The following is a 17135-nucleotide window of genomic DNA, read 5'->3' as shown; positions in this document are numbered from 1 at the left end:
GCGTGGCTGAATGACGCTTTTTTACCATTTCGACGAAACCACGCCGCTGACCGGTCGGCTGGCGCTGGGCATCGAGTACGACGGCACGCGCTTTAGCGGCTTTCAGCGCTTACGCCACGCCGCTTCCGTTCAGGGTGCCATCGAGGATGCGCTGGCGCGGGTGGCCGGCGCCCCGATACAGATTCACCCGAGCGGGCGCACCGACTCCGGCGTGCACGCCACCCGCCAGGTCGTCCACTTCGACCCGCCGGTTAAGCGCAGCGAAAAGGCGTGGATCTTCGGCGCCAACTCCAACCTGCCCAGGGATGTGGCCATCCGCTGGGTCAAGCCGGTCTCCGATGACTTTCACTCACGGCTGGGGGCGCTGGCACGGCGCTACCGCTACGTGTTTCTGAACCAGCCGAGCCGCCCGGTGCTCGAGCGCCACAACGTGACCTGGTGTCGCGACCCGCTCGACGCCGACGCCATGCACCGCGCCGCCCAGGCGCTGGTGGGCGAGCACGACTTCTCGAGCTTTCGCGCGGCCGGGTGCCAGTCGCGAACGCCCTGGCGGCAGATGCACTTTTGCGAGGTGCATCGCTATGGCCAGCTGGTAGTGATCGACATTCAGGGCAACGCCTTCTTGCACCACATGATTCGCAATATCGCGGGGGCGCTGGCAAGCGTAGGGCGCGGCGTACAGGATGAAGCCTACATCGCGACGCTGCTGGCCAAGAAGAGCCGCCGCGACGGCGACGTCACCGCGCCGGCCTGCGGGCTTCACTTCGTCGACTCGGTGTACGACGAGCGCTTCGAGCTCCCGCGCGAACCGCTGGGGCCGCATCTTCTCGCCTTTACCGGCGAGTGGACCGGCGACCGTGCGCTGCCGAACAATTCGCGCATCGAGGCGCGTCGCAGACTCTCCTTTGCCAACAGCCCCGCGCGCGCAAGCCGCTGAGACCCACCGCATTTTGCCGAGGTACGCCATGCGCACGCGCATCAAGTTCTGTGGAATCACTCGCCCGGAGGATATCGACCGCGCCGTTGAGTGCGGGGTCGACGCGCTGGGGTTCGTGCTCTGGCCGGGCAGCAAGCGCGCGATCACCCCGGAAGTACTCGAGGCGCTGGGCAGGCGAGTGCCGGCGTTCGTGACGCGCGTTGGCCTCTTCGTCGATCAGCCGCCTGCGTTCATTGCCCGCTGCCGGCCGCACCTGGATCTGCTGCAGTTTCACGGCGACGAGCCGGCGGCGTTCTGCACCCGGTTCGACGCGCCCTGGATCAAAGCGCTGCGTATGCGTGACGGGCTCGATCTGAACCGCGCCGCCGCCGAGTATGCTGGCGCCCAGGCGCTGCTGCTGGATGCCTACCGGCCGGGCGTTCCAGGAGGCACCGGCGAGGTGTTCGACTGGTCCAGAATTCCCGCAGATTATGAAAAACCTGTTATCCTCGCCGGTGGATTGACGCCGGCCAATGCCGGTGAGGCGGTGGCGCGCGTGGCGCCCTTCGCGCTGGACGTTTCCGGCGGCATCGAGGCCGCCCCCGGCATCAAGGATGCGGCGCTGATGCACGCCTTCGTCCGCGCTGCGGCGCTCAGGGAGTGCAATCACGCGAATTGAGATTCGCCGTGCCCCACGTCCATTCCCCACGTACATTGATCGTTTGCCCGAGCGGGCGATCCTGCGAGGTATCCAGTGACTGACAGAGCTACAGGTGACACCGTCAAGAATCGTTTCAGCGACCTGACCCGAATGCCCGATGCGCGCGGCCACTACGGCCCCTACGGCGGGCGCTTCGTCTCCGAGACCCTGAGCTTCGCGCTCGAGGAACTGGAGCAAACCTACTCAAGCCTGCGCGACGATCCGGCCTTCCAGGCGGAGTTCGATTATGACCTTGCCCACTACGTCGGGCGCCCGTCGCCGCTGTATCACGCCAAACGCTGGTCCGAAGCGATCGGCGGCGCGCAGATCTGGCTCAAGCGCGAGGACTTGAACCACACCGGCGCCCACAAGGTGAACAACACCATCGGCCAGGCGCTGCTGGCGAAAAAGAGCGGCAAGCCGCGGGTGATCGCCGAAACCGGCGCCGGCCAGCACGGCGTGGCCACCGCCACCGTTGCCGCGCGGCTGGGCCTCTCCTGCGATATCTACATGGGGGCCCAGGACGTCGAGCGCCAGAAGCTCAACGTCTACCGCATGCACCTGCTCGGCGCCCGCGTCATTCCGGTGGAGTCCGGCACGCGCACGCTCAAGGACGCCATGAACGAGGCGCTCCGGGACTGGGTCACCAACGTCGATGACACCTTCTACATCATCGGCACCGTGGCCGGGCCCCATCCGTACCCGCAGCTGGTGCGCGACTTCAACGCCGTGGCCGGGCGCGAGGCGCGCCGCCAGTCACTCGAGCAGATCGGCCGGCTGCCGGATGCGCTGGTGGCGTGTGTGGGCGGAGGTTCCAACGCCATCGGACTTTTCTACCCGTTTCTCGAGGACGAAGAGGTCGCCATGTACGGCGTCGAGGCCGGCGGCGACGGCGTCGAGACCGGCCGCCACGCGGCCCCTCTGGCCTCCAACGCGCCGCGCGGCGTGCTGCACGGCAACCGCACCTACCTGATGTCCGATGAAGCGGGGCAGGTCTCGGACACCCACTCGATCTCCGCCGGGCTCGATTATCCGGGCGTGGGGCCGGAGCACTCGCTGTGGAAGGACGTTGGGCGGGTCAACTACGTCGCCGCCAACGATAAAGAGGTGCTCGAGGCGTTTCGCGAGCTGACCCGCATGGAGGGGATCATGCCGGCGCTCGAGTCCGCCCACGCCCTGGCTCATGCCAAGGTGCTGGCGCCGACCATGGGGCGTGATCAGCACATCGTGGTCAATCTTTCCGGGCGCGGTGACAAGGACATCATGACCGTGGCCGACATCGACGGCATCAAGTTTTAAGGGTGAGCATGAATCGTATCGATCAGCGCTTCGAGGAACTCAAACGCCAGGGTCGCAAGGCCCTGATTCCCTACATCACCGCCGGCGACCCGGGGCCTGAACATACCGTGGGCTTCATGCACGCGCTGGTCGAGGCCGGAGCCGACGTGATCGAGCTGGGCGTGCCGTTTTCAGACCCCATGGCCGATGGCCCGGTGATCCAGAAGGCCTGCGAGCGCGCGCTTGCCAAGGGCACGCGGCTGGTGGATCTGCTGGACATGGTGGCGGAGTTTCGCCAAAGCGATAGCGTCACCCCGGTCGTGTTGATGGGCTACCTGAACCCGATCGAGCGTATCGGCTACGCCCACTTCGCAAAGCGCGCGGCAAGCGTCGGTGTCGACGGCGTACTGGTGGTCGACATGCCCCCGGAAGAGGCCGAGGAGTTCGGGCCGCTGCTGAAGGCGCATGATCTGGCGGCGATTTTCCTCGTGGCACCTACCACTTCGAGTGCCCGAGCCGCTACAATATGCGCCCATGGTGAAGGGTATCTTTACTACGTGTCGCTCAAGGGGGTGACCGGCGCGGCAACGCTCAACGCCGATGACGTGGCCGCGCACTTGGCGCCGCTCAAGGAGATGACGGCGCTGCCGCTATGCGTCGGCTTCGGCATTCGCGACGGCGTGACCGCCGCCGAAGTGGCCAAGGTGGCGGACGGCGTAATCGTCGGAAGCGCTTTGGTCAACCGCATCGCCGCCAACGTGGAGACGCCCGAGGTGATCGCCGGCGAGCTGCGCACGGTGCTGGGCGAGATGCGCGCCGCGATGGACGCCTGAGACTCTTCATCGACTACACTCATTTGATCGACGACACCCACAGCCTGGCCAGCGCCGGGCGATGACGTATACGGAAGCCTTTTTGATATGAGCTGGTTAGACAAAATCGTACCCTCCATGGGCCGTATCCAGCGTAAGGATCGCCGTGCCAGCGTGCCCGACGGTCTCTGGCGTAAATGCCCCAAGTGCGAGGCGGTTCTCTATCTGCCGGAGCTTGAGAAACATCAAAGCGTTTGCCCCAAGTGCGACCATCACCTGCGGCTGACCGCGCGCAAACGCCTCGACTGGTTTCTGGACAAGGAAGGGCGCGAAGAGATCTCCGCTGAGCTCGAACCCGTCGACCGGCTCAAGTTCAAGGACTCCAAAAAATACAAGGATCGCCTGAGCGCGGCGCAGAAGGAGACCGGCGAGAAGGATGCGCTGATCGCCATGCGCGGCAATCTCGACGGCTTGCCGATCGTTGCCGTCTCCTTCGAGTTTACCTTCATGGGCGGTTCCATGGGGGCGGTCGTGGGTGAAAAGTTCGTGCGCGCCGCTACGCTCGCGCTGGAAGAAGAGATTCCGCTGGTCTGTTTCGGCGCCTCGGGCGGGGCGCGCATGCAGGAGGCGCTGTTCTCCCTGATGCAGATGGCCAAGACTTCCGCGGCGCTGGAAAAACTCAAGCAGGCCGGCATTCCCTATATCTCGGTGCTCACCGACCCGGTGTTTGGCGGCGTCTCCGCCTCGCTTGCGATGCTTGGAGATCTCAATATCGCCGAGCCCAACGCGCTGATCGGTTTCGCCGGGCCGCGCGTCATCGAGCAGACCGTGCGCGAAACGCTGCCGGAAGGCTTTCAGCGCAGCGAGTTTCTGCTCGAGCACGGCACCGTGGACATGATCGTTCACCGCCACGACATGCGCGAGCGCGTGGGTGGCGTACTGCGCAAGCTGACCCACCAGAGCCCGCGCTCAAGTGAAGCGCCCGCCGAACCGGCGGTAGAGATCAAGGAGCCGGTGGTCGACGAGGAGAGTCTTGCCAACGCCGCCGAAGCGAAGGCGCCGACCGAGACCCAGGCCGCGGTGACCGATGAACAAAACCGCAATGCCTAGTACCTCAATGCCTGGTGCCTCGATGCCTGGTGCCCCGATGCCTGGTACCCTGGCTGAATGGCTCGAGCATCTCGAGACCCAGCATCCGGTCGGTATCGATATGGGGCTTGTGCGCGTGGCGGAAGTGGCAAGGCGCATGGATCTTCTGGAGCGGCCGATCGCCAAACACGTGATCATGGTGGCGGGCACCAACGGCAAGGGCTCCACGCTTGCCATGATGGACGCCGTGGCCCGCGCCCACGGCTGGCGTTCGGGCACCTACACCTCGCCGCATCTGGTGCGCTACAACGAGCGCGTCACCGTCAACGGCCAGCTGGCAAGCGACGCCCAGCTGATCGAAGGCTTCGAGCGGGTAGAAAAAGCGCGCCTGCAGGCGCCGTCGGTCAGCCTGACCTATTTCGAAGCGGGAACGCTCTGTGCGCTCTGGTGCCTGTGCCAGGAAAAGCTCGATCTGGCGCTTTTGGAAGTGGGGCTGGGCGGCCGGCTCGATGCGGTCAATATCATCGAGCCCGATGTCAGTATCGTCACCACCGTGGCACTCGACCACGCTGACTATCTGGGCACCGACGTCGAGCAGATCGGCCGGGAAAAAGCCGGCATCTTTCGCCCCCTCAAGCCCGCGGTGCTGGGCAGCAATTCGCTTCCGGTCAGCGTGCCAGACACCGCCATCGCCATGGCGGCGCCGGTGTACAAGCTGGACGTGGGTTTCTGGCACAGCGCCGGCGTCAAGGCGCCGGGCGATCTCACCACGCCCTGGTGCTGGCACGGAATCACCGTCGACGGCGATACTGTTTCGCTCGACGCGCTGCCGGACCCGGGGCTGCCCATCGACAACGCCGCCACCGCCCTGCAGGCGCTGGCGCTGGTGGGTGTCACCTTCGATACCCGCCTCTGCGCCGAAGCGTTTCGCGGCCTGATCGTGGCCGGGCGCATGCAGTGGGTCGGCCAGTGGTGCCTGGACGTGGGCCACAATCCCCACGCTGCTCGCTACGTCGCTCGGCGCTTGCCAGCCCCTCCGGAAGGCGGGCGTCAGTGGGCGCTTATCGGCATGCTCCAGGACAAGGACGCCGACGGCGTGATCGATGCCCTGTTGCCGCGCGTGACCGACTGGGTCTGCGTGACGCTGGACGGTGAGCGCGGGCGCAGCGCCAATGAGCTTGCCGAGCGCATCGAGCGTAAGGGCGGCACGGTGCGCGGCCTGGCCGCCTCGCCGGTCGAAGGCGTCGAGATTATCGGTGGCGCCTTGCAACGTGATGATCGCGTGCTCGCCATGGGTTCGTTCAAAACCGTTGCGGCGCTGCTCGAGCATTCGCTGCCCCAGGCCTGATGCCTCAATGCCCAGCGATAGCGATACCCGGCCCTACGGGTCAAGGAGAGGGAGATGAAATACGGTAAAACGGAACGTATCAGCGGACTCGTGATTCTACTCGCGCTGCTGGCGATTTTCGTGCCGTGGCTGATGAGCGACCCGGCGCCGCGCGAAGAGCGCCCGCAGCCCACCTTCGTCATCGAGCAGCCGGCTAGCGTCCCGCGTCAGGAAGTGCCGGTACCGCAGATGCCCTCGAGCATCAACGCGCTACCCCGCGGCGAAGTGACCCAAAGCGGCGCCAATCAGCCGGGCGTGGAGAGCGTGGAGGCCGAGCCGCAAAGCCCGCAAACCGGTCAGGTCGAGTCTTCCGCTCCAGAGCCCGACCCGATTGCGGAGCTCGTAGCCTCGAACGACACCGCCTCCAGCGCGCCGAGCAACGGCTCGTCGTCAAACGCCAGTCCTTCCTCGAGCGGGCCGGCCACCGCCGCCCAGGGCGAGTGGGCAGTGCAGGTGGGCAGCTTTGGTGATGTGTCCAACGCCGAGCGTTTGAGCGAGCAGCTCTCGAGTCAGGGCTTCAGCGCGTTTCGCCGCGCTCGCGACAACAACCTGACTTCGGTTTACGTCGGCCCCTACGCCACGTCTGAAGAGGGCGAGTCGGCGATGGCGGTGATCAAGCAGCGCGCCAACGTTCAAGGGCTTCTGGTCCGGGTACGAGACTGACGATGGCGCTTACCTGGCTCGATGCGCTGTTTCTGGCCGTTCTCGCGCTTTCGATGCTGGCGGGATTTCTGCGCGGCTTCGTGCGCGAAGCGCTGGGCCTCGGGGCCTGGGTCGTGGCACTCATGGCGGCGCGGGTGCTCGCCGACCCGGTCGCCGAACTCTTGAGCGGGCTGATCGACAGCTACGATGCGCGGCTGGTGCTGGCTTTTGCGCTGGTCATTTTCGCGGTCATTCTTCTTTGCGGCATCGTAATTCGGCTAGTGCACGCTGCCGTCGTCTGGGTCGGTATGGGGCTGCTCAACCGCCTGGCCGGCGCTGCCTTTGGCCTCGCCCGCGGCGCAGTGGTGCTGCTGGTGGCCACGGTGTTGATCACCCTGACGCCGCTTTCGGATCTACAGGCCTGGCAACAGGCGAGCCTGCGCCCGACCTTCATCGAACTACGCGATTGGGCGGTGAGCCAGCTCAACCAGTGGGAGCGAGAACTGCCCCGCGCCCCGGAGTCGCTTCGCGATATCAGCCTGCCCGAGCTACGCCCGGGCCGCGCCTTCGACACCCCCGCCGCGCCGGAGGGTAACGCTCCTTGACGCGCCGGCGGGCAACGATTTGGTTTGAACACGTTCGGGCTTACCCAGGGTAAGCCACGGCATAAAGAGAGGTAACAGGCATGTGCGGTATAGTGGGCCTTCTGGCCGGGCAAGCGGTTAATCAGGGGATCTACGATGCCCTGACCGTGCTTCAGCACCGAGGGCAGGACGCCGCGGGCATGATGACGTGGAGCGAGGGACGCTTTTTACTGCGCAAGAGTAACGGCCTGGTGCGCGACGTGTTCCACACCCGCCACATGGCGCGCCTGAAAGGGCATCTGGGCATCGGCCACGTGCGCTACCCAACGGCGGGCTCCTCGAGCGAAGCCGAATCGCAGCCGTTCTACGTCAACTCGCCCTACGGCATCGCGCTTGCCCACAACGGCAACCTGACCAACTCCGAGCAGCTGAAGCAGGAGCTCTTCTCCACCGACCTTCGCCATATCAACACCAGCTCCGACTCGGAAGTGCTGCTCAACGTGTTCGCTCACGAGCTCGGTAAGCAGGGCCTTCATTTGACCGCCGAGGATATCTTCGACGCGGTGCGCCGCGTGCATCGGCGCTGCAAGGGCGGCTATGCGGCGGTGGCGATCATCAACGGCTTCGGCATGGTGGCGTTTCGCGACCCGCACGGCATTCGCCCGGTGGTGTTCGGCACGCGCCAGGAGGGCGACACCCAGGAAGTGATGATCGCCTCGGAATCCGTGGCGCTGGACGTCGGCGGCTTCGAGCTCGAGCGCGATCTGGCCCCAGGCGAGGCGATTTTCGTCGATATGCAGGGCAACTACCACACCCAGGTATGCGCGGATCGCCCGGAGCTCTACCCGTGCATTTTCGAACACGTCTATCTGGCGCGCCCGGATTCGCTGCTCGACGGCGCCTACGTTTACGGCACCCGCATGCAGATGGGCCGCAAGCTCGGCGATCGTATCCTCAACGAGTGGCCGGATCACGATATCGACGTGGTCATTCCGATTCCGGATACCTCGCGCACCTCAGCGCTGGAAATGGCCCAGCACCTGGGCGTGACCTACCGCGAAGGCTTCATGAAGAACCGATACATCGGACGAACCTTCATCATGCCGGGCCAGACCCAGCGCAAAAAATCCGTGCGGCAAAAGCTCAACGCCATCGACGTCGAGTTTCGTGGCAAGAACGTGCTACTGGTGGACGACTCCATCGTGCGCGGGACTACCTGCAAGCAGATCATCCAGATGGCCCGCGACGCCGGCGCGCGCAACGTCTACTTCGCCTCCGCCGCGCCCCCGGTGCGCTACCCCAACGTCTACGGTATCGACATGCCGGTGGCCTCGGAGCTGATCGCCCACGGGCGTACCGAGGCGGAAGTCGGCGAGCTGATCGGCGCTGATCGCATCTTCTATCAGGATCTCGAGGATCTGAAAGCGGCGTGCCGCGAGGTGAACCCGGAGATGCGCGAGTTCGACTGCTCGGTGTTCGACGGCAACTACGTCACCGGCGATATCGACGACGCCTACCTGGCGGTGCTCGAAGCCCATCGAAGCGACGCCGCCAAGGATCAGAGCGCCGGCGACCACGCCCTGGTGGACATGCATAACCAGGACGATGACCTGGACGACTAACACGCACGCGATATGCCGGGAAGGATGACCATGCACGACGATCAAGACCCTTCGAACTACTCGCTCGAGACGCTGGCCATTCGCGCCGGTCACCACCGCACCTTTGAGCAGGAGCACGCCGAGCCGATCTTTCCCACCTCGAGCTTCGTCTACGAGAGCGCCGCCGAAGCGGCGCGCAAATTCGGCGGCAAGGAGGCGGGCAACGTCTACTCGCGCTTCACCAATCCAACGGTGCACACCTTCGAGCGCCGCCTGGCCGCACTCGAAGGCGGCGAGCGCTGCGTGGCGACCAGCTCCGGGATGTCGGCGATTCTATCCATCGCCCTGGGGCATTTATCCCAGGGTGATGAAATCGTTGCCTCACGCTCGCTGTTCGGCTCTACGGTCAGCCTGTTCGACAAGTATCTGGGTAAGTTCGGCATTACCACCCGCTACGTCGAGCTTTCGGATCTTGACGCTTGGGAGCAGGCCATAGGGCCCAAAACGCGCCTGTTATACGCCGAAACGCCTTCGAACCCGCTTTCGGAAGTGACCGATATCAAGGCGCTGGCGGCACTTGCCCATCAACACGCGGCGCTGCTGGCGATCGATAACTGCTTCTTGACGCCGGCGCTGCAACAGCCTCTGGCGCTGGGGGCGGATCTGGTGATTCACTCGGCCACCAAGTACCTCGACGGCCAGGGGCGGGCGATTGGTGGTGCCGTGGTCGGCCGTCACGGCCTGCTCGAAGAGATTTTTGGCGTGGTGCGTACCTGTGGGCCCTGCATGAGCCCCTTCAACGCCTGGATCTTTACCAAAGGCCTCGAAACGCTCTCGCTTCGCATGAAAGCGCATAGCGAAAACGCCCATGCGCTGGCCGAGTGGCTGGAACGTCATCCAGCGGTGACCCGGGTTCACTACAGCGGGCTTGAGCACCACCCCCAGCACGAGCTTGCCAAAACGCAGCAGCGCGGTTTCGGAGCGGTGCTGGGCGTCGAGGTCGTCAAGGGGCAAGAGGGCGCCTGGCAGGTGATCGACGCCACCCGGCTTTTGTCGATCACCGGCAATCTGGGCGACGTCAAAACCACTATCACCCACCCGGCCACGACCACTCACGGGCGGCTGAGTGACGCCCAGCGCGAAGCTGCGGGGATCACCCCGGGGTTGATTCGAATCGCTGTGGGGCTTGAAGGCCAACAGGATATTCGAGACGATCTCTCTCGCGGGCTGGATGCGCTGACCGACTAGGCCGGCGGCTCTAGCAGACACACTTTCACAAATACCCTGTAGAAAACCCCACGTGAGTGGGGTTTTTTCCATTTGCGTTCGAAAACATCGATAGGGTTCTGCTCTTTAGTCGGGTAACGAACGAATTTTACGAATGAAATATCCCGCTTTTTTCAGCGGTACTCCGAGCATCAAACCGTTATGCTCATGTCGGTTATTCGAATAGTGATGTGAGCGATCGTTTCGATCTATTCGAAACGGACTTCAAACAAGAGGAACGGGACATGTGGCGTAACTCGAAAAGCGGCTGGGGAATCGTCAGCATCGCGTTTCACTGGCTGAGTGCGCTCGCCATCATTGGCCTTTTCCTGTTGGGCTGGTGGACGACCGGACTGGGCTACTACGATCCCTGGTACAACCAGGCTCCTTTCATCCACCGCTCGATCGGTATTCTGCTGCTGCTGGCCACCGGTGCGCGTATCGTCTGGCGGCTATACCAACCGACGCCGGCCGGCGAAGCCAGCCGACTGGAAAACCTGGCGGCCCACCTGGGCCATGTAGGACTTTACTTGCTGCTGCTTCTGGTCATGATGAGCGGCTATATGATTTCGACGGCCAACGGCCGCGGCATCAACGTATTTGGCTGGTTCGAGATGCCGGCGCTGCTCTCGGGACTGCCCAATCAGGCCAGTATCGCGGGCGATATTCACTGGTACAGCGCGGTGTCGCTGATCGTGATCGCCGCCGGTCACGCTCTGGCCGCACTCAAACACCACTGGATCGGCCGTCACAAGACGCTGGTGCGTATGCTCAACCCGGCGCACAGCCGCCGGCCGGTTTGACAAGTTTCACTCGGGGCGTATCGCTTCGGGTATTTCAGGGAAAGAGAGGAGTTATTTCGATGTTGAAGAAGAGTCTTTTGGCAAGTGCCGTTGCCGCCGCCGCGCTGGTACCGCTGAGCCAGGCCCAGGCCGCCGACTACATGATCGATACCGAAGGCCAGCACGCGTTCGTGCAGTTCAAGATCAGCCACCTCGGCATGTCCTATATTCTGGGCAGCTTCGAAGAGTTCTCAGGCGACTTCACCTATGACGAAGACGATCTCGACGCGTCCTCTGTCAACGTGGAAGTGCAGGTCGATAGCCTCAACTCCAACCATGCCGAGCGCGACCGCCATATCCTGAGCGAAGATTTCCTCAACGCCAGCGAGTACCCGACTGCCACCTTCACCTCGACCGGCTTCGAGTCCGAAGGTGACAACGAAGGTACGTTGACCGGCGAGCTGACCCTGCACGGTGAAACCCAGCAGATCGAAATGCCGGTCACCCTGATCGGTGAAGGCGAAGACCCCTGGGGTAACTACCGCGCCGGTTTCGAGGGCAGCACCATGATCACGCTCGCCGACTACGGCATCGACATGAGCGATTTCCCCGAAGCCATGCATGAGCTCGAGCTCTACGTGACTTTCGAGGGTATCCGCCAGTAAAATCGGCGTGATAAAAGAAGCGCCACCGCCCCCGATGGGGCGGCGGCGCTTTTGCGTTGGTATGGACCGATCCGTGAATTTCAGGAGTTTAAATTTGGCCGCTTCCTCAAAGCACGATCTGGCCGTGACGCTTTGGCGACAAACCTGGCCGATGGCCATCGGCGTTCTGTCGCTTCTGGGCTTTCAGCTGGTCGATAGCGCCTTTATCGCGCGCCTGGGCACGGCGCCGCTGGCCGCCCAGTCCTTCACCTTTCCGCTGTCGTTTCTGATCATCGGCGTGCAGGTGGGCATGGGCATCGCCATCGCCGCGCTGATCTCGCGGGCGCTGGGGGCTGGGGAGAACGAGCGCGCCAAACGGTTGGGAAGCCTGGTGTTGATGGCCGGCGGCGCGGTGATCGGGGCGCTGGCGCTCGCGCTCTGGGTACTTCAAGCGCCGATCTTTTCGCTGCTTGGCGCCGACGACACAGCGCTTGGCACCATTCGCCGCTACTGGGGGCCGCAGCTCTTCTCGGCCTGGCTTGCCGCGGTGCTTTACTTTATCTATAGCCTGTTTCGCGCCCACGGCGATACCTTCCTGCCGGGCAAGATGATGGTGCTCAGCAGCGCCGTCAATCTGGCGCTGGATCCTCTTTTGATTTTTGGTGTCGGCTCGTGGCCGGGGCTAGGGCTGCCCGGGGCGGCCTGGGCGAGCGTTATCGCCTTCTGCGTGGGCCTTTTGGTGATCGGGCGCCGGCTCGCCCGCCACGCGTGGCTCACGCTGACCGGTGTTTATACCGAGGCGCTCGCTTCCTGGCGCACTTTTACGGGGATCGCCGGGCCTGCGATGATCAGCCAGCTGATGCCACCACTGGCCGCGATGCTGGCGATCACCGCGGTGGCGGGGCTTGGCGAAGTACAGGTAGCGGCCTGGGGGCTCGCCAGCCGGCTGGAGACGGTCTCGCTGATGGTGATCCTGGCCATGACCATGTCGCTGCCGCCCTGGCTCGGGCGCTGTTTCGGTGCCGGCGACTGGGACCAGATTCATCGGCTGATGCGCCTGGCGCTCAAGGTAGCGCTGGTGTGGCAGCTAACGCTGGGCGTAGTACTGGCGCTCCTCGCGCCCTGGCTTGCGGCGGCGCTGGCGGGAAGCGATGAGGTGCGTGAGGCGCTCACGCTGCTGATTCGCTTTTTACTGCCAAGCTACGCGCTTTTGGGCATCTGCATGCTGGTGGTGTCGGCGGGTAACGCACTAGGCTGGCCGCTTCGTGCCATGCTGCTCTCGAGCGCAAGGCTGTTCGTGTTCTACCTGCCTTGCCTGTGGCTGGGCGCGCTGACGTATGGATGGGTGGGGCTGGCCGCCGGCGCGGCAGCCGGTAACGTGCTGGCGGGGCTGGCCGCCTGGCGGGTGCTGCGGCGCATTCTTTCGCGCCCGCATCGCCAGGCGGGCGCGGCTAGCGCGGCGCCGGGCGAGCCAACGCGAAGTACATGAACATGAGCGCCATGGCGAGATAGCCCATCACGAACTCGGGGGCTGCATTGAAGGCGAGCGCCGGGGCGTGCATCAGCCCCACGAAGGAGAATCCAGCGGCGACCAGCGCGAAGACGGCGGCCTTCTTGAAGCGGTGGTCGATGGCGCATACCGTCATCGCGCCGAGCAGAATCGCCATGAACATCGCCCCCTGGCCCATCACCACGATGGCGGAGGAGATACCGCTGACCACCTCCTCGGCGCCGCGGTTGAAGCGCGTCGAGACGTAGTTGGCGAAGTAGGGCAGCATGGCGAGCGCCACCGCCGGGTAGTAGCGCGTGTCGTTGGCCTGAAAGGCGGTGGCGATCATCGAGATGCCGACGAACACCAGAATCGGCGCTACCACCGAGACGGGAATGATCGCCGCCAGCGCGGCGATGAGCCCCAGCATGGTGGCCAGCGCGTAGACCGCGCCGTTCATCAGGCTATAGCCGCGCCCGGCGCCCATCCATTTGGCGCCGACGGTGGCGATGTAGACCGTGGTTGGAAATACGCCGCCAAACAGCGCGCCAATCATGGTGCCCACGCCGTCCACGGCTTGGCACTCGCGAACGTCGTAACGGTCGCCGGCGGCTTCCATCGCCTCGACGTTGTTCATCGTCTCGATGGCGTTGTAAAGCGTGATCGGCAGCACCACGGTCAGCACCGCCAGCAGGGCGCCGAACAGCAGCGTCATGCCCTCCCACCAGGCCATATTAGGCAGCAGCGGATAAAAGCCGAGATGGGTGAAGGCGTCGCTGAAGCGCTCCCCGCCGGCATCGCCGATCAGGTAGGCCATCACCGTGCCGAGCACGATGGCGAACAGCGAGGTGGGCAGCTTGAAGGGCATGCTCACTCGCGCGACCAGCCCGACGATGGTGATGCCCAGCACCAGCAGGCCGACCACAGGCATCTCTAGGGTCTTGAACAGCATCTCGCCGGCGATGAAGGTCAGCGCCACACCGGCCACCGCCCCGAGCATCGCCGCCCGAGGCAGATGACGCTGTACGAAACGCCCGACCAGGCTCACCAGCACTTCTATCGCGCCGCTGATGAAGCACGCCGCCACCGCCACCTGCCAGGCAAGCGTGGCGTCGCCGGTTAGCTGTTTTGCCGGCAGCAGCACACCGAATAAAAACACGAACATCACCGGCGTCGAAATACCGTAGGAGAGCGCGGTGACGTCGCTTCGCTGCTCCTTGTGCGCCAGGCGCGTGGCGCTATAGGCGTAGTAGAAATTGCCCACCATGACCGCGACCGCAGCACCTGGCAGGACCTGACCAAAGACGATCTCCGGCGGAAAATCCATGCCCAGCATGGTGATCGCGATGATGACGAAGTTGGCGATATTGTTTTGAAACAGAGCGAAGAACGCATCGGTGTCCTCTCGCTTGTACCAGGGGTAGTGAAAGCCGTGGGCCGCCATGAAGTGCCTCGAAGGGAAACGCCAGCAAACGCAGGTTTGACTGATCGGTCAGTTTTCAGGGAGTCAAAACAAGAGCGCCCGGACGTGGGTCCGGGCGCTTGAGGTGAGGTGCGTTACTCGTTGACGGCGGCGATGGCCTTGGCGAGATAGGGCAGGTTCTCGTGAGAGAAGCCGGCCACGTTGGCCCGGCCCGAGCGCACCATGTAGATGCCGAACTCGTCGCGCAAGCGGTCGACCTGCTCCGGCGTGAGGCCGGTGTAGGAGAACATACCGCGCTGCTCGGCAACGCAGGCGTACTTGTCGGCGAGCCCGTAGGGCTTCAGTGCTTCAACGAAGTCGCGACGCAGGGTGTTGATGCGATCGCGCATTTCGGTCAGCTCTTCACGCCACATGGCGGTGAGCTCGGCATCGTTGAGAATCTCGCTGACGATGGCGCCACCGTGCGCCGGCGGGTTGGAGTAGTTTTCCCGCGCGACGATGGCGATCTGCGAGCGCACGTTCTCCATCTGCTGCTGGTCTTTCGCCACCAGAATCAGGCTGCCGGTACGCTCGCAGTAGATGCCGAAGTTCTTGGAGCAGGAGCTGGTGATCATCACCTCGTCGAGGTTTTCCGCCAGCAGCCGCACGCCGTAGGCGTCCTCTTCGAGGCCTTCACCGAAGCCCTGGTAAGCGAAGTCGACCAGCGGCATCAGCTTGCGCTCCTTGAGAATCTCGAGCACTTGTTGCCACTGGGAGGTCGAAAGATCGAACCCGGTCGGGTTGTGGCAGCAGGCGTGCAGCACTACGACGTCGCCTTCGGGAATCTTCTTGAGCGCGCTGACCATGCCGTCGAAATCCAGCCGGTTGTCCGGGTCGACGTAGGGGTATTTGTGCAGTTCGATGCCCGCCGAGGTAAAGATACCGTGGTGGTTCGGCCAGGTCGGGTCGCTGACCCAGATGCCCTTGCCCGGCATTTGCGACGCGATGAAGTCCGCCGCCAGCCGCAGTGCCCCGGTACCGCCGGGGGACTGGGTGACGCTGGCGCGCGAGTTGGCCAGCACCGGTGAGTCCTCGCCCAGAACCACTTTCAGCACCGCGTCGCCGTAGGCCGGCGCGCCGTGGGAGCCGATATAGGTCTTGGTGGTTTCGCTCTCGAGCAGGCGAGCCTCCGCTTCCTTGACGGCGCGCATGACCGGCGTATTGCCCTTGGCATCGCGGTATACGCCAACGCCCAGGTCCACCTTCTGCGGGTTGGTGTCTTTTTTGAACGCTTCGATCAGTCCAAGAATGGCGTCTCCCGGGACCCGCTCAATATGCTCGAACATTGAAATGACTACCTCTCTAACGATGACAGGAATGTGCAGTACTTCATGATGCCACCCCACCAGGGGAACTGCCACACCGCCAGCGCGGGAATCGCTAAAAGAGTCACGTATCGAACTCGAAAAAGCAGCCTCAAATGATTTGGTACACGCAGTCGCGGCCGAAATCCTTGGCGCGGTAGAGCGCCTTGTCCGCGCGCTTCAACAGGGTGGGAAGAATTTCTGCCGGGCGGTACTCGGCGATGCCGATACTGACGGTGACTTCACCGGGGCCGGCCCCCAAATCACAGCCGGCGATATGTTCGCGCACGCGCTCGGCCACACTCACGCAGTGATTGAGCGAGGTGCGTGGCGCCACCGCCACGAACTCCTCGCCGCCCAAACGCGCCAGCATGTCGCTATCGCGTAAAAGCGCCCTGACCTGCTCGGCGAGGGCTTTCAGGATCTCGTCACCGCGATCATGGCCGAAGCGGTCGTTGACGCGTTTGAAAAAATCCACATCGATCATCATGATGGAAAACGGCGCTTGTTCGTTTTGACTGGCCATGCTCAGGCGGTTGAGCTCCATCATCAGCTTGCGCCGATTGGGGAGCCCGGTCAGCACATCGGTATAGCAGCGCCGCTCGAGGCGCTGCTCGTTCACCACCTGGCCTGTGATGTTCATCATCATGCCGTTGAAGCGAACGCCTTCGGCGGTGCGTACCGGCGTGGCACTCACGCCCACCCAGTACGCTCGATGGGTCGGGTGGCAGAGCTGAAAGCGGGTCGTCAGCGGTACCAGCCAGCGCGCCGAACGTTCGATGGCCGCTTCCACCATGGGCCAGTGCTCGCCGGTCAGCTGTTCGATGGCCCCGTTAGCGCTTTCGGCCAGGTGGGCGCGGTCCATCTGTTCGAGAATGGTGGCGTCGCCTTCAAGGTAGGTAAAGCGCAGTCGTCCTTGGGGTGAGCGGTGTAGCTGAAAAATGACGCCCGGTAACGAGGGGAGCAGGTATTCGGCGCTAGACGGCCTTTCGAAGGATGAATCATTGACGTGCATGCAGCGTCCACATGAAGCAGCGTTAGGAAAACCTCGAGGTATCGCTACAGAGTAGCGCCTGCACTCGCGTCTTGCTGTAAGCCTTTACCGACACGACGCGTTCGTTTTTATATTTTATTGTAATATCAGTTCCATTTTTTAGATTTTAAACCCGCTGTTTGCAG

General features: G+C 63.7%; 16 protein-coding genes. 13 read left to right on the top strand and 3 right to left on the bottom strand.

The genetic code is table 11. The features are described from left to right. The first annotated feature begins 10 nt into the window (after window positions 1–10). The 13 genes from truA (at window position 11) to ACGK9R_RS09780 (ending at window position 13190) form a co-directional block, all read left to right on the top strand. Window positions 11–937 carry a tRNA pseudouridine(38-40) synthase TruA gene (gene truA / locus ACGK9R_RS09840; protein WP_394580702.1) on the top strand — a complete coding sequence of 309 codons (927 nt, stop codon included), beginning with the start codon at window positions 11–13 and terminating at the stop codon, window positions 935–937. A gap of 28 nt (window positions 938–965) precedes the next feature. Further along, window positions 966–1595: a phosphoribosylanthranilate isomerase gene (locus ACGK9R_RS09835; protein WP_394580701.1), complete on the top strand. Its 630-nt coding sequence runs from the start codon at window positions 966–968 to the stop codon at window positions 1593–1595. Between the two features lie 132 nt (window positions 1596–1727). After that, window positions 1728–2915, top strand: coding sequence for a tryptophan synthase subunit beta (trpB, locus tag ACGK9R_RS09830; protein ID WP_394581116.1), 1188 nt, complete (start codon window positions 1728–1730; stop codon window positions 2913–2915). An 8-nt stretch (window positions 2916–2923) separates the two neighbouring features. Beyond that, window positions 2924–3727 carry a tryptophan synthase subunit alpha gene (gene trpA / locus ACGK9R_RS09825; RefSeq protein ID WP_394580699.1) on the top strand — a complete coding sequence of 268 codons (804 nt, stop codon included), beginning with the start codon at window positions 2924–2926 and terminating at the stop codon, window positions 3725–3727. 87 nt (window positions 3728–3814) lie between these two features. Further along, window positions 3815–4816 (top strand): acetyl-CoA carboxylase, carboxyltransferase subunit beta, encoded by a 1002-nt coding sequence (accD, locus tag ACGK9R_RS09820; protein ID WP_394580697.1) that lies wholly within the window; start codon window positions 3815–3817, stop codon window positions 4814–4816. 37 nt (window positions 4817–4853) lie between these two features. Continuing rightward, window positions 4854–6143, top strand: a complete 1290-nt coding sequence (gene folC / locus ACGK9R_RS09815) for a bifunctional tetrahydrofolate synthase/dihydrofolate synthase (protein ID WP_394580695.1) — start codon at window positions 4854–4856, stop codon at window positions 6141–6143. A gap of 54 nt (window positions 6144–6197) precedes the next feature. Then, window positions 6198–6845: an SPOR domain-containing protein gene (locus ACGK9R_RS09810; RefSeq protein WP_394580693.1), complete on the top strand. Its 648-nt coding sequence runs from the start codon at window positions 6198–6200 to the stop codon at window positions 6843–6845. A gap of 2 nt (window positions 6846–6847) precedes the next feature. Continuing rightward, a complete protein-coding gene (locus ACGK9R_RS09805; protein WP_394580691.1) occupies window positions 6848–7429 on the top strand; it encodes a CvpA family protein in 582 nt (193 codons plus the stop codon). A gap of 80 nt (window positions 7430–7509) precedes the next feature. Next, window positions 7510–9030 (top strand): amidophosphoribosyltransferase, encoded by a 1521-nt coding sequence (gene purF / locus ACGK9R_RS09800; RefSeq protein WP_394580689.1) that lies wholly within the window; start codon window positions 7510–7512, stop codon window positions 9028–9030. Between the two features lie 30 nt (window positions 9031–9060). Next, entirely contained in the window at window positions 9061–10257 is a 1197-nt protein-coding gene (locus ACGK9R_RS09795; RefSeq protein WP_394580687.1) for an O-succinylhomoserine sulfhydrylase, read from the top strand. A gap of 263 nt (window positions 10258–10520) precedes the next feature. After that, window positions 10521–11078 (top strand): cytochrome b, encoded by a 558-nt coding sequence (locus ACGK9R_RS09790; RefSeq protein ID WP_394580685.1) that lies wholly within the window; start codon window positions 10521–10523, stop codon window positions 11076–11078. A gap of 59 nt (window positions 11079–11137) precedes the next feature. Next, window positions 11138–11722 carry a YceI family protein gene (locus ACGK9R_RS09785; protein ID WP_394580683.1) on the top strand — a complete coding sequence of 195 codons (585 nt, stop codon included), beginning with the start codon at window positions 11138–11140 and terminating at the stop codon, window positions 11720–11722. A gap of 151 nt (window positions 11723–11873) precedes the next feature. Continuing rightward, on the top strand, window positions 11874–13190 hold the full coding sequence (locus tag ACGK9R_RS09780) for an MATE family efflux transporter (protein WP_394581114.1): 1317 nt from the start codon (window positions 11874–11876) through the stop codon (window positions 13188–13190). On the opposite strand, the gene ACGK9R_RS09775 is transcribed toward ACGK9R_RS09780, so the two are convergent. From ACGK9R_RS09775 to ACGK9R_RS09765, 3 genes are all read right to left on the bottom strand, one after another. Further along, complete coding sequence (locus ACGK9R_RS09775) at window positions 13153–14634, bottom strand: NCS2 family permease (RefSeq protein ID WP_394580681.1); 1482 nt, start codon at window positions 14632–14634, stop codon at window positions 13153–13155. The genes ACGK9R_RS09780 and ACGK9R_RS09775 overlap by 38 nt on opposite strands. Before the next feature lie 113 nt (window positions 14635–14747). After that, on the bottom strand, window positions 14748–15938 hold the full coding sequence (locus tag ACGK9R_RS09770) for an aromatic amino acid transaminase (RefSeq protein ID WP_394580679.1): 1191 nt from the start codon (window positions 15936–15938) through the stop codon (window positions 14748–14750). Between the two features lie 130 nt (window positions 15939–16068). After that, a complete protein-coding gene (locus ACGK9R_RS09765) occupies window positions 16069–16971 on the bottom strand; it encodes a GGDEF domain-containing protein (protein ID WP_394580677.1) in 903 nt (300 codons plus the stop codon). Window positions 16972–17135 lie beyond the last annotated feature (164 nt).

Source organism: Halomonas sp. HNIBRBA4712, from assembly GCF_043558675.1.
Classification (GTDB): domain Bacteria; phylum Pseudomonadota; class Gammaproteobacteria; order Pseudomonadales; family Halomonadaceae; genus Vreelandella.
Note: the sequence above shows the minus strand (reverse complement) of the source record. Positions and strands in the feature narration are given on the sequence as shown.